Origin of the sequence: Ancylobacter gelatini, assembly GCF_022601675.1 — a bacterium.
Taxonomy (GTDB): domain Bacteria; phylum Pseudomonadota; class Alphaproteobacteria; order Rhizobiales; family Xanthobacteraceae; genus Ancylobacter; species Ancylobacter gelatini.
The window spans coordinates 428,712-450,823 of sequence record NZ_JAKVIL010000003.1 but is presented as its reverse complement, the minus strand read 5'-3'; the positions used below and the strand labels follow the sequence as shown (position 1 = coordinate 450,823).

At 66.6% G+C, this 22,112-nt stretch carries 19 protein-coding genes and 1 pseudogene; 15 read left to right on the top strand and 5 right to left on the bottom strand.

Annotated elements, in window-relative coordinates:
• The 6 genes and pseudogenes from MKI84_RS08220 to MKI84_RS08195 all read left to right on the top strand — a co-directional run.
• Positions 1-104 (top strand): annotated as a pseudogene (locus MKI84_RS08220) (2-hydroxy-3-oxopropionate reductase); the annotation flags it as partial.
• An 80-nt stretch (positions 105-184) separates the two neighbouring features.
• Positions 185-1,027: a MurR/RpiR family transcriptional regulator gene (locus MKI84_RS08215; protein ID WP_241618353.1), complete on the top strand. Its 843-nt coding sequence runs from the start codon at positions 185-187 to the stop codon at positions 1,025-1,027.
• A 262-nt stretch (positions 1,028-1,289) separates the two neighbouring features.
• The gene (locus MKI84_RS08210; RefSeq protein ID WP_241618351.1) at positions 1,290-2,333 is read left to right on the top strand and encodes a TRAP transporter substrate-binding protein; all 1,044 of its coding nucleotides are present in this window, start codon (positions 1,290-1,292) and stop codon (positions 2,331-2,333) included.
• A 27-nt stretch (positions 2,334-2,360) separates the two neighbouring features.
• Positions 2,361-2,945, top strand: coding sequence for a TRAP transporter small permease subunit (locus MKI84_RS08205; protein ID WP_241618348.1), 585 nt, complete (start codon positions 2,361-2,363; stop codon positions 2,943-2,945).
• The gene (locus MKI84_RS08200) at positions 2,942-4,246 is read left to right on the top strand and encodes a TRAP transporter large permease (RefSeq protein WP_241618346.1); all 1,305 of its coding nucleotides are present in this window, start codon (positions 2,942-2,944) and stop codon (positions 4,244-4,246) included. The genes MKI84_RS08205 and MKI84_RS08200 overlap by 4 nt, the downstream gene beginning before the upstream one ends.
• A gap of 2 nt (positions 4,247-4,248) precedes the next feature.
• Positions 4,249-4,989, top strand: coding sequence for an aspartate/glutamate racemase family protein (locus MKI84_RS08195; protein ID WP_241618344.1), 741 nt, complete (start codon positions 4,249-4,251; stop codon positions 4,987-4,989).
• A 3-nt stretch (positions 4,990-4,992) separates the two neighbouring features.
• Here MKI84_RS08195 and MKI84_RS08190 read toward each other — a convergent pair whose 3' ends face one another.
• A complete protein-coding gene (locus MKI84_RS08190) occupies positions 4,993-6,483 on the bottom strand; it encodes a carboxypeptidase M32 (RefSeq protein WP_241618341.1) in 1,491 nt (496 codons plus the stop codon).
• 154 nt (positions 6,484-6,637) lie between these two features.
• On the opposite strand from MKI84_RS08190, the gene MKI84_RS08185 reads away from it, so the two are divergent.
• The 8 genes from MKI84_RS08185 (at position 6,638) to fabG (ending at position 16,569) form a co-directional block, all read left to right on the top strand.
• Positions 6,638-8,995 (top strand): Tex family protein, encoded by a 2,358-nt coding sequence (locus MKI84_RS08185; protein ID WP_241618340.1) that lies wholly within the window; start codon positions 6,638-6,640, stop codon positions 8,993-8,995.
• A gap of 197 nt (positions 8,996-9,192) precedes the next feature.
• On the top strand, positions 9,193-9,861 hold the full coding sequence (locus MKI84_RS08180) for an FCD domain-containing protein (protein ID WP_241618337.1): 669 nt from the start codon (positions 9,193-9,195) through the stop codon (positions 9,859-9,861).
• 21 nt (positions 9,862-9,882) lie between these two features.
• Positions 9,883-11,319: an MmgE/PrpD family protein gene (locus MKI84_RS08175; protein WP_241618336.1), complete on the top strand. Its 1,437-nt coding sequence runs from the start codon at positions 9,883-9,885 to the stop codon at positions 11,317-11,319.
• Between the two features lie 59 nt (positions 11,320-11,378).
• The gene (locus tag MKI84_RS08170; RefSeq protein ID WP_241618334.1) at positions 11,379-12,347 is read left to right on the top strand and encodes a tripartite tricarboxylate transporter substrate binding protein; all 969 of its coding nucleotides are present in this window, start codon (positions 11,379-11,381) and stop codon (positions 12,345-12,347) included.
• Between the two features lie 79 nt (positions 12,348-12,426).
• Positions 12,427-12,927 carry a tripartite tricarboxylate transporter TctB family protein gene (locus MKI84_RS08165; protein WP_241618332.1) on the top strand — a complete coding sequence of 167 codons (501 nt, stop codon included), beginning with the start codon at positions 12,427-12,429 and terminating at the stop codon, positions 12,925-12,927.
• Complete coding sequence (locus tag MKI84_RS08160; protein ID WP_241618330.1) at positions 12,924-14,420, top strand: tripartite tricarboxylate transporter permease; 1,497 nt, start codon at positions 12,924-12,926, stop codon at positions 14,418-14,420. Before MKI84_RS08165 ends, MKI84_RS08160 begins: the two co-directional genes overlap by 4 nt.
• Complete coding sequence (locus tag MKI84_RS08155) at positions 14,417-15,793, top strand: MmgE/PrpD family protein (RefSeq protein WP_241618327.1); 1,377 nt, start codon at positions 14,417-14,419, stop codon at positions 15,791-15,793. The genes MKI84_RS08160 and MKI84_RS08155 overlap by 4 nt, the downstream gene beginning before the upstream one ends.
• Positions 15,793-16,569: a 3-oxoacyl-ACP reductase FabG gene (gene fabG, locus MKI84_RS08150; protein ID WP_241618325.1), complete on the top strand. Its 777-nt coding sequence runs from the start codon at positions 15,793-15,795 to the stop codon at positions 16,567-16,569. Before MKI84_RS08155 ends, fabG begins: the two co-directional genes overlap by 1 nt.
• Before the next feature lie 24 nt (positions 16,570-16,593).
• Here the strand turns inward: fabG and serA are convergent, their stop codons facing one another.
• Positions 16,594-17,862, bottom strand: coding sequence for a phosphoglycerate dehydrogenase (serA, locus tag MKI84_RS08145; RefSeq protein WP_425353813.1), 1,269 nt, complete (start codon positions 17,860-17,862; stop codon positions 16,594-16,596).
• Positions 17,863-18,140: 278 nt separating this feature from the next.
• Between serA and MKI84_RS08140 the strand changes: the two genes are divergently transcribed.
• Positions 18,141-18,533, top strand: coding sequence for a GFA family protein (locus MKI84_RS08140; protein WP_241618323.1), 393 nt, complete (start codon positions 18,141-18,143; stop codon positions 18,531-18,533).
• Positions 18,534-18,633: 100 nt separating this feature from the next.
• Here MKI84_RS08140 and MKI84_RS08135 read toward each other — a convergent pair whose 3' ends face one another.
• Genes MKI84_RS08135 through MKI84_RS08125 form a run of 3 tightly spaced genes read right to left on the bottom strand, consistent with a single transcriptional unit; the run spans position 18,634 to position 21,827 of the window.
• Entirely contained in the window at positions 18,634-19,644 is a 1,011-nt protein-coding gene (locus MKI84_RS08135; protein WP_241618321.1) for an acyltransferase family protein, read from the bottom strand.
• Positions 19,641-20,723: a hypothetical protein gene (locus MKI84_RS08130; RefSeq protein WP_241618319.1), complete on the bottom strand. Its 1,083-nt coding sequence runs from the start codon at positions 20,721-20,723 to the stop codon at positions 19,641-19,643. Before MKI84_RS08130 ends, MKI84_RS08135 begins: the two co-directional genes overlap by 4 nt.
• Positions 20,724-20,774: 51 nt before the next feature.
• Entirely contained in the window at positions 20,775-21,827 is a 1,053-nt protein-coding gene (locus tag MKI84_RS08125; protein WP_241618318.1) for a hypothetical protein, read from the bottom strand.
• Positions 21,828-22,112 lie beyond the last annotated feature (285 nt).

The window sequence follows — 22,112 nt, the reverse complement described above, 5'->3', positions numbered from 1 at the left end:
TGTTCTCGACCTGCGCGGCCAATGGCGGCTCGGCCTGGGATCACTCGGCGCTGGTGAAGGCGCTGGAGATCATGGCCAACCACACCGTCGCCCCCGACGCGTGAGGCCGGATCGGCGCGTGCCCCTTGCGCGCGGCGCCGCATTGTATGACCGTCCGTGAAACTGGAGTTTCGCGGGAATCGTCATGCAGTCCAAGGAACGGTCCTTCCTGACCCGGGTGCGGCAGGCTCTGCCCACGCTGCACCCGGCGGAAAAGCGGCTCGGCGATTTCGTCTGCGACTTTCCCGGCGAGCTGGCGAGCTATTCGGCGCAGGAACTCGCGGCGCTGGCCCACGTCTCCAAGGCCACGGTCTCGCGCTTCGTGCAGCGCCTCGGCTATGAGAATTACGAGGAAGCGCGGCGCCATGCCCGCGCCGAGAAGCAGACCGGTTCGCGGCTCTTCCTCTCGACCTCGGTGGATTCGGCCGCCGAGCAGTCGGTCGCCGCCCACACCGCGCAGGCCATCGCCAATCTGGAGGCCACCTTCCTCGCCATCACCGACGCGCAGGCGAGCGCCATCGCCGACGCCATCCTCGGCGCGCGCAAGACCTGGGTGATCGGCTTTCGCGCCAATGCCTCCTTCGCCAGCTACCTGCAATGGCAGCTCACGCAGGTGGTGGAGAACATCATTGCCATTCCCGGCGCCGGACAGACGCTGGGCGAGCATCTGGTGAGTCTGGGCCCGCAGGATGTGGTGGTGGTGTTCGGCCTGCGCCGGCGTGTCGCCCGCCTGCCGCTGATCCTCGACCAGATCCACAAGAGCGGGGCGAAGCTCGTCTACATCACCGATGAAGGCGAGGGCTTCCTGTCCAGCGCCGCCTGGCATCTGCGCTGCCAGACGCTGGCGCCCGGCCCGCTGTTCAGCCATGTCGCGGTGATGGCGGTGTGCCAGCTTCTCGCCACGCGGTGCATCGAGCGCGCCGCCGCCGCCGGCCGCTCCCGGCTGCGCGGCATCGAGGCGCTGAACGACGCGCTTGAGGAGCTCTGACCGATCTTTGGGCAGTTGCACGAAACTGCGAGCTACTATTCAATCACATGAAACTGAGGTTTCATCCGATGGCAAGGCAACAAAACTGGCATAAATATCTGCGAATAAACATGAAACTATAATTTCTTATCACTTGGCATGAAATCTGTATTCCTTTTTCGGTAAGGAAGTGCGGCAGAACGGGTATCAGGCCCACCGGCAGTGCTTCCACAGCGTACGCAGCAACCCGTCACCCACGTCATCGTTCGCAAAGGAAATCCGCATGCCCAAGATGTTCCGCGCCAACACGCTCCTCGCTGCCTTCTCCGCCCTCATGCTGGCCCCCGCCAGCGCCGAGACCATCACGCTCCGCGTGCTCGGCCAGCCCTCCGGCTCCGGCCTCATCGCCCAGCAGAAGGAACAGCCCTTCTTCGAGAAGCTGGCCGAGACCACCGGCCTCGACATCAAGGTCGAGTATCTTCCTGTCGACGTCGCCGGCATCCCGGACACGGACGGGCTGCGCATCCTGAAATCCGGCCTGTTCGACATCGTGTCGATCCGCGGCCCGCAGGTGAGCCGCGACGAGCCCTCGATCCTGGGGCTGGACCTCGTCGGCCTCAACACCTCCTATGCCGCCGGCCGCGAGCACATCGCCGCGTTCCAGCCCTATGTCGGGGCCCGGCTGGAAAGCCAGTTCAACGCCCGCCTGCTGGGCGTCTGGCCTGCCGGCCCGCAGGTGATCTTCTGCAAGCCGGAGGTGAAGGGCCTGGCCGACCTCAAGGGGCTGAAGGTCCGCGTCGGCGACCAGAGCGCGGCGAATTTCGTCGCCAAGCTCGGTGCCACCGGCATCTCCATGCCGTTCGGTGAAGTCCAGCAGTCGCTGGCGCGCGGGGTGGTCGATTGCGCCATCACCGGCCCAGCCTCGGCCAATTCCGGCGGCTGGCCGGAAGCCACCACCACCGTGCTGCCGATCGCGCTGCAACTCGCCGTCAACGGCTACGCCATCAACCAGAACAGCCTGAAGAAGTTCACGCCCGAGCAGCAGGAGAAGCTCGCCGCCGCCATCGCCGGGCTGACCACGGACATCTGGGCCTTTTCGGAGGAGCTTTATGCCGACGCCATGCGCTGCAACACCGGCAAGACGCCCTGCGAGCGCGGGAAGTCCTACACGCTGACCGAAATCACCCCGTCCGACGCCGATCTCAAGGCGGTCGGCGCGGCGGTCGGCGAAGTGTCGCTGCCGATCTGGGCCAAGCAGTGCAACGCGGTCGCCCCGAACTGCGAAGCGAGCTGGCGCGCCACGGTCGGCGCCGGGCTCGGCCTCTGATCCCGCCCGGCGCGACGGAGAACAGCCATGCACACCTATTCACGTTTGCTCGGCATCCTGTTCGGGGTGCTGATGATCCTGCTGTCGCTTGCGATCACGGCGGAGACATTGCTGCGCAAGTTCTTCTCCGTCTCGCTCGGCGGCATTGACGAACTGGGCGGCTACGCCATCGCGGTCGCCGCCCCGCTCGCCTTCACCGTGGCGCTGGTGGAAAACGCCCATATCCGCATCAACCAGCTTACCGCACTGTTTCCGAGGCCGGTGCAGGCCGGCCTCGACGCCCTGGCCGTGCTGTCCATGGCGGTGCTCGCCGGTTACTTCTTCTTCTTCACCGTCGACACCGTGCTCGACACCTTCGCCTACCAGTCCATCGCGCCGACGCCGTGGGCGACGCCGCTGATCTACCCGCAGACGGTCTGGCTGATCGCCAGCGCCACCTTCCCCATCGCCGCCATCATCCTCGCCGCGCAGGCGCTGCGCCTGCTGGCGACGGGCGACTGGCGCGCGGTAACGCGTCGCTTTGGCCCCCCCACCCCCGAGGAGGAACTCAAGGCCGAACTCGACGACCTCAAGCGCCGCGAAGCGCTGATCCACGAAGGAGCCGCGTCATGAGCATCGCCCTTGTCGGCATCGGCTTCTCGCTGATGCTGCTTCTGATGTTTCTCAGCCTGCCGGTAGCCGTGGCCATCATCGCGGTCGGCGCGATGGGCGGCTATCTCATGTACGGCATGCCGCTCGTCGACATGATGGGCGGGGTGATCTGGTCGAGCGTCAACAGCCCGTCCATCCTCGCCATCCCGCTGTTCATGCTGCTGGGCGAGTTGCTGCTGCGCGGCGGCATCGCCGACCGCATGTATGACGCGATGGCGGTGTGGCTGGCGCGCCTGCCCGGCGGGCTGCTGCACACCAATATCGCGACCTGCACGCTGTTCTCGGCGACGTCCGGCTCTTCGGTCGCCACCGCCGCCACCGTGGGCACCATCGCGCTGCCCGCGCTCCAGCAGTACAAATACCCGATGTCGCCGGCGCTGGGTTCGCTGGCGGCGGGCGGCACGCTGGGCATCCTGATCCCGCCCAGCGTCAACCTGCTGGTCTATGGCTCGCTGGCCAACACCTCGGTCGGCCAGCTCTTCGCCGGCGGCGTGGTGCCCGGCGTGCTGATGGCGCTCGCCTTCTCGGCCTACATCTTCATCTTCCACGGCCGGGCCGGCGCGCAGGCGACCGAACTGATCGACATGCCGCTGCGCGACAAGCTCGCGCTCGGCAAATATCTGATCCCGCCTCTGGTGATCTTCGGCGTGGTGATGGGCTCGATCTATGGCGGGCTCGCCACCCCGACGGAATCGGCGGCGATCGGCGTGATGATCGCGCTCGGCTTCGTGGCGCTCAACCGCCGGCTGACGCTCGACCTGCTGATCGAGTGCTCGATCCAGTCGGCCAAGACCAGCGGCATGGTCATCATCGTGCTGGTGTGCTCGCTGCTGCTCAACGTCACCATTTCGATGACCGGCGCGGCGCAGGCCATGACCCAGTGGATCGCCGCCTTCGACCTCAGCCAGCTTGCGCTGCTGCTGGTGCTGCTGGTGTTCTACGTGCTGCTCGGCACCTTCATGGACGCGATGTCGATGCTGGTGCTCACCGTGCCGATCGTGATCCCGGTCGTGGTCGCGGCGGGGATCGAGCCGGTGTGGTTCGGCATCTTCATCGTGATCATGTGCGAGATCGCGCTGATCACGCCGCCGGTGGGCATGAACCTGTTCGTGGTCCATGGGGTGCGCACCGATGGCGGCAGCTACAGCGACGTGACGCGGGGAGCCCTGCCCTATGTCGTGCTGATGATGGTGTTCGCGGTGCTGCTGATGGTGTTCCCTCAGCTCGTCATGTGGCTGCCCGACCTGCTGGCGGGGCGGTGATCATGGGACCGTCAGTGCCCGGCCGGGAGGCGGCGTCGACCCGCCTCCTGGTCATCAACCCCAACACCAATGCCCACGTCACCGCCAATATCCGCGCGGCGCTGGAGGGCGTCGTCGCCCGCTCCACGCTCGCCCGCGTGGTCAATCCGGCGGCGGGGCCGTTCGCGATCGAGAGCGAAGCCGACCGGGACGCGGCAGAACCGGGCGTGCTGGCGCTGGTGCGCGACAGCCTGTTACCGATCGCAGCGCGACCGGATGCCTATGTGCTCGCCGCCTTCGACGATATCGGCCTTGGCGCCGCCCGCGTCCTCTCCGGCGCGCCGGTGATCGGGGCGGTGGAGGCGGGGATCGCGGCGGCCCGCACGCTGGGCCGGCGCTTCGCCGTCGTCACCACGGTGGAGGCGGCGCTGCCGGGCATTCGCCGGCAGCTGCGCCATCACGGCGCCGCCGACATCGCCACCGCGCGGGCAGCCGGCATCGGCGTTGCCGAGGCGGCGGAAGGCGGACGGGCCGCGCACGAGAAGCTGTTGCGCGCCATCTATCTCGCGGCGAACGAGGACGGCGCCGACGCCATCCTGCTCGGCTCGGGCGGGCTGACCGGCACCGCCGACCGGCTGCGTGCCTCTACCAGCGTGCCGATCATCGACGCGGTGCTGGCGGCGGCAACGATGGCGGAAGCGCTCGCCACGCTCACCCGGCGCACGCCGGCCAAGGTGCCCGCCATTCGCATCGCCGGCGGGTGAGCCTCACGCGCCCAGATAGCGCCGCGCGAGATGCGCCTTGAACACGGACGCATCGAGCGGGCGGCCGGTGGCGTGGGTCAGCAGTTCGTCCGTGGCGTAACGCGAGCCCTGCGCATGGATATGGGTGCGCAGCCAGCCGACCAGCGGCGCGAAATCGCCGCGCGCGATGCCCGGCAGCGTGTCCGGCTCGGCCCGGCAGGCGGCGTCGAACAATTGCGCGGCGGTCATGGCGCCGAGCGTGTAGGTCGGGAAATAGCCCCAGCCGCCGGAGGGCCAGTGAATATCCTGCAGGCAGCCCAGCCGGTCGTTGGGCGGGGTGATGCCCAGCAGGGCCTGCAGGCCCTCGTTCCATGCCGCCGGCAGCTCGCTGAGCGGCATGGCGTCGGCGATGAGCGCCTTTTCCAGCCGGTAGCGCAGGATGACATGGGCGGGATAGGTCACCTCGTCGGCGTCGACGCGGATGAAGCCACGCTCGACCCGCGTGGCGCGCCGCCACATCGCGTCCGGCTCCCAGCCGGCGCCCGCCCCGTCGAACGCCTCGCGCATCAGCGGCGCGGCGAAGGCGAAGAACTCCGGGGTGCGGCAGGCCTGCATCTCCATGATCAGCGACTGGCTCTCATGCACGCTCATGCCGCGCGCATGGCCAACCGGCTGGCTCATATGGGCGGCGGGCCGGCCCTGCTCATAGAGCGCGTGGCCGGTCTCGTGGATCACCCCCATCAGCGCCTTGGCGAAATCCGCCTCGTCATAGCGGGTTGTGATGCGCACGTCGTTGTCGGCGCCACCGCAGAACGGATGCGCGGAAATATCGAGCCGGCCACGCCCGAAATCATAGCCCAGCGCCGCCATGACCTTCAGCCCGAGCTGGCGCTGCGCCTCAATGGGGAAAGTCCCTTCGACCGGCGCGGGCTCCGGCCGGCGCGCCTGCGCCGCCAGCGCCTCCAGCGTGAAGCCGGGCAGGAAGGCGGCGAGGTCGTCGAACAGCGCGTCGATGCGGGCAGAGGAGCCGCCGGGCTCATAGTCGTTCAGCAATGCGTCATAGGGCGACAGGCCGAGCTTCTCGCCCTTGGCGCGGCCCGCCTCGCGCTGGAGCTTCAAGACCTCGGACAGCAAGGGAAGCAGCCCGGCGAAATCGGATTCCGCCCGCGCCTGCCGCCATTTCATCTCGCATGCGGAAATCGCCTTGCTGCTCGCCTCGACCAGATCGGCCGGCAGCGCGGTCTCGACGGTGTAGACGCGGCGGATTTCGCGCAGATTGGCGCGGTCCCAGTCGGTGAGCTCGCTCTCAGCCTCAGCCGCCTCCAGCCAGTCGCCGATGCGCGGGTCCACCGCCATCCCGTGCGCCAGCACCCGCAGCAGCGCCATGCTCTCCGCGCGGGAAGCCGCCGCGCCCGTCGGCATCATGGTGTCGCTGTCCCACTGCAGAATGCCGATGGCGTTCGACATGGCGCTGAGGCGGCCGAAATGGCGGGTGAGCGAGGCATAGGCGGTCATGGCGGTCCTTCTCCGACGCCCTTTCCGGCGGGCGAGACGGCCTAGCATATTCCCCGCCCCGTGGCATTCGCCGCCCCAAGGCACTTGCCGTCCCTTGGCATTTGCCGGCGCGGGTGACTATCGTCGCGCCCCCGAAGCGATTCCAAGAGACACGATGACCGACACCGCCGCCCTCGCCGCCCGCCTCGCAGCCCATCTGGCCAGCCAGATCGCCGGCGAGATCGGCGCCCGTCCCCAGCAGGCCGCCGCCGCCATCGCGCTGCTCGACGAGGGCGCGACCGTTCCCTTCATCGCGCGCTACCGCAAGGAGGCGACCGGGGGGCTGGACGACACCCAGTTGCGCCTGCTCGGCGAGCGCCTCGCCTATCTGCGCGAGCTGGAAGCGCGGCGCGGCGCGATCATCGAGTCGATCCGCCAGCAGGGCAAACTGACGGACGAACTTTCAGCCTCCCTCGCCGGCGCCACCACCAAGGCGGAGCTGGAGGACATCTATCTCCCGTTCAAGCCCAAGCGCCGCAACCGCGCCGACATCGCCCGCGAGCGCGGGCTCGGCCCGCTGGCCGACGCCATCCTTGCCAGTCGCGCCGATGCGCCGGCCGATCTGGCCGCTTCCTACCTCACCGAGGAGGTGCCGGACGTGAAATCGGCGCTGGAAGGGGCCCGCGACATCATCTCCGAAGGCTTCGCCCAGAATGCCGAACTGCTCGGCCGGCTGCGCGCCCATCTGCGCCAGCACGCCCAGCTTCGCGCCCGCGTGGTCGACGGCAAGCAGGAGGCCGGCGCCAAATTTTCCGACTATTTCGACCATGTGGAGCGCTGGTCCGGCGTGCCGAGCCACCGCGCCCTCGCCATGCTGCGCGGCCGCAACGAGGATGTGCTGTCGCTGGAGATCGAGGTCGACGCCGAGGATCCCGCGCCGATCAAGCCCGTGGTGCGCATGATCCTCGACGCCAATGACATCGGCGACAGGCTGCCGGGCGATGCCTGGTTGCGCGAGGTCGCGGGCTGGACCTGGCGGGTGAAGCTCGCGCTCCATCTCTCGCTCGACCTGATGGGCGAACTCAAATCCCGCGCCGAGACCGAGGCGATCAACGTTTTCGCGCGCAATCTCAAGGATTTGCTGCTGGCGGCGCCCGCCGGCACCCGCGCCACGATGGGGCTCGACCCCGGCATCCGCACCGGCGTCAAGGCCGCGGTGGTGGACGCCACCGGCAAGCTGCTGGCCACCTCCACGGTCTACCCCTTCCCGCCGAAGAACGACGTGCGCGGCACGCAGGCCGAGCTGGCGCGTCTCATTCGCGCCCATGGCGTCGAGCTGATCGCCATCGGCAATGGCACCGGCAGCCGCGAGACCGAGAAGCTGGTGGCCGAGATGCTCGGCGACATGCCCGCGCCCAAGCCGCTGAAGGTGGTGGTGTCGGAAGCGGGCGCCTCGGTCTATTCCGCCTCGGAGCTTGCTGCCGCTGAATTCCCCGGCCTCGACGTCTCGCTGCGCGGCGCGGTCTCCATCGCCCGGCGGCTCCAGGACCCGCTGGCGGAGCTGGTGAAGATCGAGCCCAAGTCGATCGGAGTCGGGCAGTATCAGCACGATGTCGACCAGTACCACCTCGCCCGCGCGCTGGACGGGGTGGTGGAAGATGCGGTGAACGCGGTCGGCGTCGACCTCAACACGGCGTCCGCCTCGCTGCTGGCGCGCGTTTCGGGGCTCGGCAGCTCGCTGGCGGAGGCCATCGTCGCCCATCGCGACTCCAACGGCGCCTTTGCCAGCCGCCGGCAATTGCTGGATGTGGCGCGGCTGGGCCCGCGCACCTTCGAGCAATGCGCCGGCTTCCTGCGCATCCGCGACGGCGCGGAGCCGCTGGACGCCTCCGCCGTGCACCCGGAAGCCTATGGCGTGGCACGCAAGATCGTGAAGGCGTGCGGTCGCGATCTGCGCAGCCTGATGGGCGACAGCGGGGCGCTGTCGAGCCTTGATCCCCGCCAGTTCGTCGACGAGCGCTTCGGCCTGCCCACGGTGCGCGACATCATCGCCGAGTTGGACAAGCCCGGCCGCGACCCCCGCCCGGCGTTCAAGACCGCGACCTTCGCCGACGGCATCGACGACATGAAGGACCTCAAGCCCGGCATGGTGCTGGAAGGCACCGTGACAAATGTCGCGGCCTTCGGCGCCTTCGTCGATATCGGCGTGCATCAGGACGGGCTGGTCCATGTCTCCCAGCTCGCCGACCGCTTCGTGAAGGACGCGCATGAGGTGGTGAAGGTCGGCGATGTGGTGAAGGTGCGGGTGGTCGAGGTCGACCTCAAGCGCAAGCGCATCGGGCTTTCCATGCGCAGGGACGGCGCGCCCGCTTCCGGCCGCCCGCCGGCGGAGACCGCGCCACGCGACCAACGCCCCGCCGGTGGCACCCGCTCGGACAAGGCGTCGGCCAAACCCGGAGCGAAAGCGCCCGCCGCCCGCGAGCCGCAGGGCGCGCTCGGCGCCGCCCTGATGGACGCGCTGAAGCGGCGCTGAGCGCCCGCCTACATCCCCTCATTCGCGATATCGAACGGCGCCCAGCATGGCGAGCCTCGGCTCGACCATGACGTGGGCGTTCGTTTTCCCGCGTCCGCGCGCTCGGCATCGAGATCGTGCATATGTAAATTGTCCTACAATCTTCAATTGACATTCGGACGATTCAGTCGCTTCATCGCGGCAACGGAGATCACCGCATGTCGACGCCTGCCATCGAGCTTCTGAAGTCCCGCTCCCTGCCGATGCTGATCGAGGAGGAGATCCAGCGGGTCATCCTTTCCGGCGAATACGAGCCCGGCGACCGCATCAACGAGAAAGAACTGACCCTGCGCTTCGGCACCAGCCGCGGGCCGATCCGCGAGGCGCTGCGCTCGCTGGAGGCCAGCGGGCTGATCGAGCAGATTCCCAATCGCGGCGTGTTCGTGCGCCGGCTCACCGGGGAGATGGCCGCGCATATCTATGACGTGCGCGCCTTCCTGTTCGCGCTCGCCGGCCGGCTGCTGGCCCTGCGCGCGACCGATGACGAGATCGCCACGCTGCGCGGCTTCGTCCGGGCCATGGACGCCGCCATCGCCGCAGACGATTTCGACCACTATGTGCGCGAGAATTTCGCGCTGCACGAATTCATCGTGGCGCATGCCGCCAACCCGGTGCTGGCCGCGCAATATCTCTCTCTGATCAAGCAGTTGCGGCTTTATCGCACGCGCAGCCTGATGCTCGGCGATTCGATGCAGGAATCGAACAGGGAGCATCACGAGATGGTCGAGGCCATCGCCGCGCATGATGCCGACCGGGCCCAGGCCGCGCACATGGCGCATGTGATGCGCGCCAAGCACCGCCTCATCTCCAATACCGAACTTACCTAATTAGCTGTCAGGAGTGCGTTGATGCATGCCGCCAACACGACGATCACGAGCCAGGCTCTCCGGTTCGTCGAGACCACCACCTATGCCGACCTCCCGGAGGAGGCGCTGCGCATCGGCCGCCGCTGCATTGTCGATGCCGCTGGCCTGTTTCTCGCCGGCAGCCGCGAACCCTCGGTCCGGATCCTGATCGAGGACGCGCTGGAACAGGGCGGCCGCGCCGACGCGCCGCTGCCCGCCGCCGGCGCTATCGGCGTGCCGGCGCCGCTCGCCGCCCGCGTCTGGGGCACCGCCGGCCATGCCCATGACTGGGACGACACCCAGGTCTCTCATGACCCCGCCCATGTCTACGGCCTGCTGACGCATCCCACCGTGCCGCCGCTGACGGCGGCGCTGGTGATCGCCGAAATGCTCGGCCAGCGCGACGGCCGCGAGGTGATGCTCGCCTTCCAGCTCGGCTTCGAGGTCGAGTGCAAGATTTCCGAATGGATGCTGCCGCGCCACTATCGCCGCGGCCATCATTCCAGCGGCACGGTCGGCACCTTCGGCGCCTGCGTCGCCGCCGCCAAGCTGCTCGGGCTGACCGGCCCCCGCCTCGCCCACGCCTTCGGCATAGCCGCGAGCCTGGCCGCCGGCATCCGGGTGAATTTCGGCACCATGACCAAGCCGCTCCATGTCGGCCGCGCCGCCGAGAACGGCGTGACCGCCGCGCTGCTCGCCGCGCGCGGCTTCGATGCCGACCCGGCCGCGCTGGACGGGCCGTGGGGCTTCTTTTCGGTGATGGCCGACGGCTTCGATCCCACGAAGATTTCCGAAGGCTTCGGCAATCCGCTGACCATCGTCAGCCCCGGCGTCTCGATCAAGCCGTTCCCGTCGGGCATCCTCACCCATCAGTCGATGGACGCCATGCTCAAGCTGGTGCTGGATCACGACCTGAAGCCGGAGCAGGTGGAGCGCATCCGCTTCTTCGCCGGCAAGAACATCATCGAGCCGATCCGCTACCCGATCGCCCGCAACCATCTTCAGGCGAAGTTCTCGATGCCCGCGCTGCTGGCGATGATGGTGCTGCGCCGCCGCGCCAGCCATCACGAGTTCGAGGATTCCTTCGTGGCCGGCCCGGCGATGCAGGACCTTCAGGCCCGCACCGATGTCATCAACGATCTCGACATCGACGCGCTGGGCTACGACCTGATCCGCTCGCGCATCGAGGTCGAGACCCGCGACGGGCGTACCCTCGTGCAGTGGGCCGACGAGCGCTACCGCGGCGGCCCGCTCAACCCGATCAGCGACGCCGATCTCGACGGCAAGTTCCTGATGTGCGCCGAAGGCGTGCTCGACGAGCCGGCGCAGCATGAGGTGCTGGCGCTCGCGCGCGGCATCGACCAGGGCGCCGACCTCGCGCGCCTGATGTCGCTGATGTCTACCGCGACCTCCGACGAGATGAAGGCCGTGGCCGAATAGACCACCGAAAGACAATCGACGAGCGACCCGGAGAGGCGCCGTTTCACCAGGAGGAAATCATGAAGTTCAAGACAGGCCTGGCTTTCATGCTGGCGGGTGCGATCGTCGGCGGCAGCCTCTTCGCGGGGAAGGCGGACGCGCAGCCCGCTCCCTATCCGCAGAAGGTCGTGACGCTGGTCACGCATTCCAGCCCCGGCGGCGGTTCAGACGTGTTCCTGCGCGAACTGTCCAAATATCTCGCGAAATATATCGACGCGACCTTCATCGTCGAGAACGTGCAGGGCGGCAGCGGCGCCAAGGCCGTCGCCCGCGTCGCGGCGGCCCCGGCCGACGGCAGCGTGTTCTACGCGACCACGCCGACCTACATCTACACCTCGCTGCTCAGCAAGCCGCCCAAGACCTACAAGGACCTTGAGCCGCTGGTGAACGTGTTTGCCGACAGCGAGGTGGTATTCACCCGCGAGGACGGGCCGTTCAAGACGCTCCAGGACGTGATCGACCACGCGAAGAAGGACCGCGGACGCTGGGGCGCGGCCAATCCGGCCTCGCTGGAGCGCCAGGCCGCCGAGCAGCTCAAGCGCGCGTCCGGCGTCAATGCCGCGATCGTCACCCACGAGGGCGGCGGCGACATGATGCTCAACGTGCTGAACGGCACACTGGATATCGGCGTCGGCGAATATCAGGAACTGCGCTCGCAGATCGAGGCCGGCAAGATCCGCGTGCTCGCAACCTTCAACCCCGAGCGCCTGCCGCAGAAGCCGGACGTGCCGACCGTCAAGGAGAGCGGCTTCAACGTCGAACTGGTGAAGTTCCGCGGCCTCGCCGGCCCCAAGGGCGTGCCTGAGGATGTCACCACGATCTGGGATGCCGCGATCCAGAAGGTTCTGAACGATCCCGAGTACAAGAAAGCCTACACCGAGGAAGTCCTGATCGCGGAATTCATCCCGCACAAGGACTACCCGGCCTTCGTGAACAACTTCGCCGAGACCACCGAGGGCTTCCTCAAGGAAACCGGCGCCATCAAGTAGCGCCGCTCCGAAGACGACCAAGGTCGCCGGCGCGGACCGGCAGGGTCCGCGCCGCACTCTTCCGAGAAAAGGTTTTGCCATGAACAAGGACAGCTTGAGTGGCCTGGTGCTGCTCGCGCTTGCTGGCGGCTATTACTGGGCAACGGGTTTCATCGCGGACAGCACGCTGGAGGACGAGGTCGGCGCCGTCGGCCTGCCGCACGCGCTCACGCTGGCGCTGGTGTTACTCGGCCTGATCCTGCTGGTCCGCGGCCTGCTCGCCGCGCGTGCCGCTGCCGCCCATGCGGCAACCGGCCCCGGCGCCGCGCGCGTCGAGGACGAGGAGCGTGATGCCCGCGTGCCGCGCGCCCTCGGCTTCCTCGCCATCGGCGCCGCCTATGTCGTTCTGCTGCCCTATCTGGGCTATCTCGTTTCCGTCGCCCTGCTGATCGGCGCGGTCTCGCTGTTCGAGGGCGCCCCGCGCCGCTGGACCGTGCCGCTCACCGCGATCGGCGGCGCGCTTCTGTACTGGGCCGTGTTCGTCAAGCTGCTGGGCGTGAACCAGCCGGCCGGCCTGCTTTTCCAGGGATGGCTCTCATGACGACGTTCTGGGACATCGTTCATCTTCTTACCGCGACGCCGATCATCTTCGTCGCCATCATGGGGCTCACCTGGGGCATATTGGGCGGTGCCCTGCCCGGCATCTCCGCCTCGATCACCATGGCGCTGGTGCTGCCCTTCACCTACACGATGGACCCGGCCATGGCGATCGCGCTGCTGGCCTGCGTCTACATTGGCGCAGAATATGGCGGTTCGATCCCTGCCATCCTGATCCGTACTCCCGGTACCAATTCCTCGGCGGCGACGGTCATCGACGGCTATGAGCTCAACCGGCAGGGCCGCGCCGGCGAGGCGCTCGGCATCTCGCTGATGTCCGGCGTCATCGGCAGCCTGTTCGGCCTCGCCATGCTGGCCCTGTTGACCGAGCCGCTGTCCTGGCTTGCGCTGGCCTTTACCCCGCCCTCCTATTTCGGCCTCGGCATACTCGGCCTCAGCGTGATCGCCTCGATGACCGGCGGCTCGCTGGTGAAGGGCCTGGCCGCCGCCGTGATCGGCCTGATGATCTCGACCGTCGGCACCGACCCGATCTCGGGCGTGACGCGCTACACCTTCGACATCCCGGACCTGCTCAATGGCGTGGAGCCGGTTCTGGTGATGGTCGGCCTGTTCGCCCTGACCGAACTGATGAGCCAGTCCGGCTCGACCGCCGTGCTCGCGCTCAAGGATTCGGTGCGCATTCGCCTGCCGAACCTCGCCATGATGAACCGCCTCAAGCGCTCGCAGACCATCGGCTGCATTCTCGGCCTGTTCGAGGGTCTCACCCCTGGCGGCGGCGGCTCGATCGCGGCCTTCATGTCCTATAATGAGGCGCGCCGCTGGTCGAAGACGCCGGAGAAGTTCGGCAAGGGCTCCGAGGAAGGCGTCGCCGCGCCGGAAGCGGCCAACAACACGGTGGCCAGCACCGCGCTGATCCCGCTGCTGAGCTTCGGCATTCCCAGCTCCAACTCGACCGCGGTCCTCCTCGGCGGCCTGCTGATGCATGGCCTGTTGCCCGGCCCGCGCCTGTTCGAGCAGAACCCGCAGGTGATCGACAGCCTCTATGTCGGCTCGTTCATCGCCATCATCGCGCAGATCGGCGTCGGCGTGGTCCTGCTGCCCGCCGCCGTGTGGCTGGTGAACCGGCCACGCCCCTACCGCGCCGGCTTTATCTTCGCGCTGATCCTCTCCGGCATCTACACGCTGAACATGGCAACCTTCGACCTCGGCCTCGCGCTGGCGCTCGGCGTGGTCGGCTACCTGATGCGGATCGCCGGCTTCCCCTTCCTGCCGATGATCCTCGGCGTGGTGCTGGGACACATGGTGGAATCCAGCTACCGGCGCTCGCTGGTGCTCTCGGGCGGCGACATGATGGTGTTCCTGCAGGACCCGATCTGCGTCGGCCTGCTGCTCGCGGCGGCCGGCTTCGTCATCTTCTCGCTCAGCCGCGAACTTCGCGACGCGCGCAAGGCCAAACTCCAGGAAGCGCTCGGATGAACCAGCACAACTCCCCGCTCGACACGCCCCTCGCTCTGCGGATTGGCGCCTTCGTCGCCGAAGCTCAGCCCACCCGCGCCACGGAAGCGATCTGCCGGCAGCTCGTCTTCGATATTGCAGGCCTGATCGTCGCCGCACGCGACACCGACTATGTCGGGGCGACGCTCGCCAGCGTGGTCGATGACGGGCGCTGCACCGCGCTCGGCCATGCCCGCCGGCTCGGCATGTACGATGCCGCGCTGGTCAACGGCACGGCCGCCCATGGCGAGGATTTCGACGACACCTTCGAGGGCGGCCCGGTGCATCCGGGCGCCGTGGTGGTGTCGGCGGTGCTGGCCTGCGCCGAACAACACGGGCTCGACGGACGCACCGTGATGCGTGCCATCGCCATCGGCTCCGAGGTGATGTGCCGGCTCAGCCTCGTCGCCCCGCAGGCGACCCACAAGGCGGGGTTCCACCCGACCGCGATCTTCGGTGCGGCGGCCGCCACCGCGGCGGTCGCCGCCGCGCTCGGGCTCAACGCCGCCACCACGGCGCGCGCGCTCGGCATATCGGGTAGCCTTGCCAGCGGCATCATCGAATATCTCGCCGACGGCTCCTCGACCAAGCGCCTCCACGCGGGTGCCGCCGCACAGGCCGGGCTGCGCGCCGTGCACCTCGCGCGGGCGGGCTTCACCGGGCCACTCACGGTGCTTGAGGGCGCTCATGGCCTGTTCAAGGCGTTCGCCCCGTCCAAGACCCCGGATTTCGGGCGACTGATGGACGGTCTCGGCGAGCGCTGGGTGATCGAGGGCCTCGCTTTCAAGCCTTATGCCTGCGGGACCATGACGCAACCCTTCGTCGACTGCGCGCTGCAACTCGCCGCGAGCGGGGTCGGCGCCGACGACATCGTGGCAATCCGCTGCAAGGTCGGCGAAGGCACGGTGCACCGTTTGTGGGCGCCGCTCGAACTCAAGCACCGCCCGCCCAACGGCTACGCCGGCAAGTTCTCCACGCCCTATTGCATGGCCGTCGCCTTCATCGACGGCGCGGCGGGCCTTGGCCAGTTTACCGATGCCCGCTCGCAGGACCCGCAGGTGCGCGCGCTGGCGGCGAAGATCTCCTACGAGATCGACCCGCAGGACGAGTATCCGCGCAATTTCACCGGCCACCTCGAAGCCACGCTGCGCGACGGCTCGGTGCGCGCGTTCCGCCAGCCACACATGCGCGGCGGCGCCCGTGAGCCGCTGCCCGAGGCCGAGCTTTCCGCCAAGTTCGAGGCGAATCTGCGTTTCGGCGGCGTCGACGATCACGGCATCGCCGCGCTCCGCTCCGCGCTCGACACGCTGGTCGCCGGCGGGGCTGTCGACCTGTCGGCCGCGCGGGCCTCGTGATGAGCGCGCTGGTTCCCGAGGGCTTCGCCTTTGCCGGCCGCGAGCTGGCGGGCCGGGTCGCGCTGGTCACCGGTGGCTCGCGCAATATCGGGCGGGCCATCGCGCTCGCCCTCGCGCAGGCCGGCGCGAGCGTGGCCGTTATCGGCCGCAGCGACCGCGCGGCGGTCGACGAGGCGGTGGCGACCATCGCCGCCGCCGGTGGGCGCGCGCTCGGCCTGCTGCACGACGTCACGCGGCCGGACGCCTGCGCGGCAGCGGTCGCTGACACGCTCGCGGGGCTCGGTGGGCTCGACATCCTCGTCAATAATGCCGCGCTGCGCGCCGAATCCCCGTTCGAGAACCTGACGCCGGAGGCGTGGCGCGCGGTGATGGCGCTGTCGCTCGACGCACCGTTCCTGATGACGCAGGCCGCAGCCGAGCCGCTCGGGCGCTCTGGACAGGGCGCGGTGGTGAATATTGGCGGGCTCACCGGCTATATCGGCGCCCGCAACCGGGTGCATGTCGTCACCGCCAAGGCCGGGCTCGACGGCATGACCAAGGCGCTCGCCCATGAGCTGGCCGGGCGGAACGTCACGGTCAACCTAGTCTCGCCGGGGTTGATCGAAACGGTGCGGACCGACGGTCACCGCCCGCATCACCACGCCAGCACCCAAAATCTGGCCGGCCGGCGCGGTACGCCGGAAGAGGTGGCGGCAATGGTGCGCTTCCTGTGCGGCCCGGCGGCGCGCTACATGACCGGCCAGACCGTGCACGTCAATGGCGGCGCCTATATGTAGCGCCGCCCTTCGGGACGCGCCCGCTCAGAGCTTGTATTCGTAGAGCCGGCGGGCACGGATCGTGCCTTCCAGCTTACGAATATCGGCGAGCACACGCTCGCTGTCGGCCGCCGAGGCATCGGCATCCAGCACGACATAGCCGACATCGGCATAGGTCTCGTAATACTGGCCGGCGATGTTGACCTGATGCCGGGCCAGCACCTCGTTGAGCCGCCCCAGCATGCCGGGCAGATTGCGCTGTACCTGGATGAAGCGCGTGCCGAGCGGGCGGGCGGGGAGTTGCACCTGCGGGAAATTCACCGCGCCCATGGTGGAGCCGGTGTCACTGTAATCCACCAGCTTGCGCGCCACTTCCGAGCCGATGCGCTCCTGCGCCTCCTCGGTCGAGCCGCCGATATGCGGGGTGAGGATCACGTTATCCAGCCCCTGAAGCGGCGAGACGAAGCGCTCATTGTTCGAGCCGGGCTCGACCGGGAACACATCCACCGCCGCCCCGCGCAGCTTGCCGGACCGGCGCGCCTGCGCCAGCGCGTCGAGGTCGACCACCGTGCCGCGGCTGTTATTGATGAAATAGGCGCCGTCCTTCATCGCCGCGAACTCCGCCGCGCCGATCATGTTCTGGGTCGCCGGGGTCTCGGGAACGTGCAGGCTGACGATATCGCTGAGCGCCAGGACCTCGTGCAGGCTGCTCACCGCCTCGGTATTGCCGTGGCGCAGCTTGTCGGTGTGATCGTAGAAGATCACCTTCATGCCCATCGCCTCGGCGAGGTTGGAGAGCTGCGAGCCGATATTGCCGTAGCCGACGATGCCAAGCGTCTTGCCGCGCACTTCGTGGCTGTTGCTGGCGGATTTGTCCCAGCGCCCGTCATGGGCGGCGCGCGAGCGCTCCGGTATGCGGCGCAGCAGCATCACGATCTCGCCGATCACCAGCTCCGCGACGCTGCGCGTGTTGGAGAACGGCGCATTGAACACCGGGATGCCGTGAATGCGGGTGGCGTCCAGGTCGACCTGATTGGTGCCGACGCTGAAGCAGCCGATGGCGATCAGCCGGTCGGCCGCCTCCAGCGCCTCCGCCGTGATCTGGGTGCGCGAGCGGATGCCGAGCAGGTGGACGCCCTTGAGCGCCTCCTTGAGCGCGTCGCCATCCAGCGCCTTGGCGAGGCGCGTGATGTTGGAGTAGCCGGCGGCGGTCATGATCTCGACGGCACTGTCATTGACGCCTTCGAGCAGCAGGACGCGGATCTTGTCCTTGGCCAGCGAAAGCTGCGGCGATTCGATAGGGCGATGGAACACGGGCTCGGCGTCCTTCGGCGATGTATGGGCTCCCGGCGAAAGGCGGCCTGTTCAACGGCTCGCCCTCCCCGCCCGCGCAACACTCGGCGCACGGGCGGGCGGGAACTTAATCCTTTTGCGCCCGGCGTCCAGTTCGACCTGCCTCCTCCCGCCCCCATGCAGCCCAGCATTGCGCGTGGCATGGAGCCCGAACCCCGGATTTAGCGGCGAGGCTAGGCGGCGCGCGCGGCTTCGGACAGGATGGCTTACGCCACGCGGGCGGGAAGAGGAGATGCGCCATGGAGCGATTCACCGGCGGCTGCCGCTGCGGCGATGTGCGGTTCGTGGCCGCGGGGCGGCCCTACCGGGTCGGCCTTTGCCATTGCATGGACTGCCGGAAGCATCACGGCGCGCTGTTCCACGCCTCCGCGATCTTCCCGCAGGACGCCGTGAGCATTGAGGGCGACACCCGCGACTATGCCGGACGCTTCTTCTGCCCGCGTTGCGGCTCGCCGGTGTTTTCGCGCAGCGCTGACGAGATCGAGCTCAATCTCGGCGCGCTGGACGCGCCCGACCAGTTCACCCCGACCTACGAGCTCTGGACCATCCGCCGCGAGGCATGGCTCCCGCCCTTCCCCCTCGCCCGCCACTATGAACGCGACCGTGACCCGGCAGCGCGCGACGAGGGATAGCTGGGGGAATAACGGGACGCCCTCCTCATTTCCCGACACGACACGGCTGGCGCATCGGGGTCGGCTCGCCCCGAGGCGCGACCTCGAAGCGCCGGCATCGTCACTCGGCCGCCACCGGCGCGGCCTGCGCGGCCGCCGGCCGCGGGCGCTTTAAGTCACGGGTTGCCTTCTCCATACCGAACAGGATGGACGACAAGCCGATACGGTCGGTCAGCCGGGTCAGCCACAAGGAGCCGACCGTTCCAAGCACGGTGGCGAACAGGACATAGACAATGCCGGTCGGATCGACCGACAGGAACAACGGCGCCAATGGCCGCAGGCAGGCGATGATGTAGGCGTGCCAGCACAGGATCGACATCGAGTTGATGCCGAGATAGGCGACCACCCGCGTCGAGGCGGCGAAACGCGCGCCGATGCCGACGAGCAACAAAGCCGTGCCGACCACGAACGGAACGCGCAGGATGTAACTCGCGTCGATGTGTCCGGCACCGAGATAGGCATAGCCGATGAAAGCGATCAGCGGGATCAGGATGCCCGCCGTGAGCTCCCCGCCACGCCAGCGCATCGCGACACCGATCAGGTAGAACACAATGAAGTCGGTGTTCAGGATGCGCAGATACCAGAGCATGAAGATGAAGATCAGCGCGACCAGCTCGAACTGACGCCCCTGCATGCCGCGCGTGACATAAATGGCAGCAGCCACGGCCAGTTGGAGGAAGCCGAGGTTGTAGAGGTACCAGTACGGGCCTGTCGGAGCGAAGAAGACCGTATGAAAAAGCTCGGCCCAGGTCGAAATCGGGGCGGTATTGGTTTTGATAAATCCGAAATAATTCGCCGAAAAATGGATCAGTATGTAGCCGCATTCGAATATGAAATACGGAACGACCACATATCGGAAGGAGCGGTACGCAACCTCCGGGCCCGGCCGATGGAAACTGAAGAAGAAGCCGGTCAACAATATGAGGACAGGCATTCTGAAAGAATGCATGAACTCATAAATGACTTCCTGCGCATGGAGCGTGTTTCCAATCAGCGAAATATGCCCATACACCATCAATACAATAACAACACCTCGCGCAAAATAAGCGCCGGCACTGGTTGATTCAGTCATGTTGCCAATCTCACGGGACGATACACCGCCCGACGGTACTTCAGGCGTTTTTCATAAGAAAATTTTGAAACAATAATAGTCACGTACAAAAGGCTGGCGCTCAGATGCCGCAGATAGGAACCGGAATCCGGCTCGAAGACGTGAATAAGAAAGAAATGACCTGCGATCATCGCCCCAAGGAATTTTATCTTCGGATCCTTGTCAATAAGGCCCCGCCACATGGCGAAGATATAGACGACGACATTCAGGGTCAGGAAGGCCTCTCGAATACTGAACCCTCTCGATATCAACGAGAAGTCGAGCATCCAGAATGCATTCAGGTAATTCAACATGAAATGCCAAAGGCTGTCGATCGGATACGGGTTCAGGAAGGCCGTTCGCACACCGCGAACGCCTTCGATCAGGCGCACGAAATTCGCCCGGTCCCGGGGAATCTGAAGCTGATAGAGCACATCCGTCGGGACAAGCAGCAAGACGGCAATCGCCACGAAGACTGCCATCATCTTGAACTTGTAATTATAGGCAAAAAATACATAGAAAATAAAAGTTATGAACATAATCAGGAAAAAATATTTCCTGAAATAATACGCATACAGCGAATATATTATTATATAAAATATAATAGATCTCAACAACGTCGCATTGGATCGAAAAATATAGGCCACAGGCAAGGTGAACCAGACCAGCAACAGATCCTTCTGGAACGTGCCGATTGCGGTCAGCATCGGCATGATCAACAGAAACGACACGATCGCTAATGAATAACGGTCATTCGCCGTACGAAGCGCGAAGATGATATAGGCGACACCCGTGGCATAAATGAACGGATGCCGGAGAAAGGGGGGGGTAATCGAGTAAATAAAGGCCGTCATCGCATAGGAGCCGGCGTCTTCGAAAGATCCCGACTCCGCGAGTTGCTTCACGGTCGACGAATCGCTGCCCGCCGTATCGCTGAACGCTCCTCGAAGCCCGAAGACGATGGCAAAATACAGCAGCACCATCGCCACGATGACGACGAGAGAATATCGGATGATGATCTTCGGCTCACGCGAGGCCGCTGCTATGGACGCGTATTGCATTACCGTCGATCTTCCAAAAACCAATCCGTACCAGGAAAACGTCGCGTCATCTCACTGCGCCTTCCCGCCCTGAGTAGCATGCGCGACGCCCTGCTCATACCGGCTCAGACCGACAAGCTGCGGCTTGATCAAAAAGCTGACGATGCCCCGCCGAACCTTGCCGTTGAGATGCTGGCTGTCCTGAAAAAATGACGCGGGTACGCGACCGGCGGCCAGATCCGCCTGATCTTCCGGCGTTGGCACGATGCCGAGATCGGTGAAGGCTCGCCCGCTCAGGATCCAGCCTTGCACGTCGATGTAATCGGAGCCATAGCGCGCCTGCTCATAGCGCCGCACGGCCTCCAGCAGATCGTATCGCGCCTCACCCGGTTCCCAGTTCCGGTTGGTGAACTGGCCGAGCACGAAAACATGCCGCGCGCTGGGTGCCAGCCATTCATAGGCGGTGCGGTTCCCCCAGACGACATTCTCCACCGTCGCGCGGGTGGTGACGTTGTTCTTGCCGCATCCGATGATGCTGACGGCGCCGCGGAACAGGTCGGCAGAATCGGGGACGAATTTCGTGCCTGCGGCAACCTCCAGGGGCGCGCCGGCGGCGGCTCGGGTGAAGATTCTCGTCTTATTCCCGGCGTCCCATCCCAGCGTCCCCGCGACGGGCACGTCGAGATCGAGATAGCCGGGATAGGTCGGGCCGACCCTCGAATAGCCTACGCTGAGATCGGACGTGACCACGACAGGACCGGCCGCCGGCAATGTGAAGCCGTCCAGCAGGATCGGCGCTACGCCCATCCGTGCGAGGATCTGGGCGTTGCCGTCGCCACCGCGCCCTCCGCCATGAAAGCCCATCCCCAGATCCGCCGCCACCTGCTTCAGCGGTGTCTGCAGGCCCGCCGCCGTGCTGGAGCCCCAGATCGCGATCTGCATCCCCTTGGTATTGGCGGCGAGCTGAAGCGCGGCAGCCTTGGTACGGCCATCCGCCGACCCGGAGCCGACATAGGCTGCCGTGTCCGGGTAAGAGCGGCGATCCTGAGCCCGGGCAATGACCGGTATGGCTATTGAAACAGCAAGAAGAACAGCAAGGCCGATCGGCCAAAGACGGACATGCATAGGCAGCCCCTGGAAAAAAGCGCCAGCTTCCGGAAAAGCAATCTGGCATAATGTATCAGAAGAGCACGGAGGTTTCATCCGCCGATGCACCGCAGCCTGAGCCGGCATTCACAACGGATCGCGCCCGCTGCGCAACCGTTCCCGGATAGGGGTGCATAAGGCAGATGACCACCATCACATGTCGACGTCAGCTTAAGATCGTCTGCTCGCGAGCGCCAAATGGGCGCAGAAATCGACCTGCCACCGATCTGTCATCCAGGGGCGGTTAGAGCGTCGGCGGGTTTT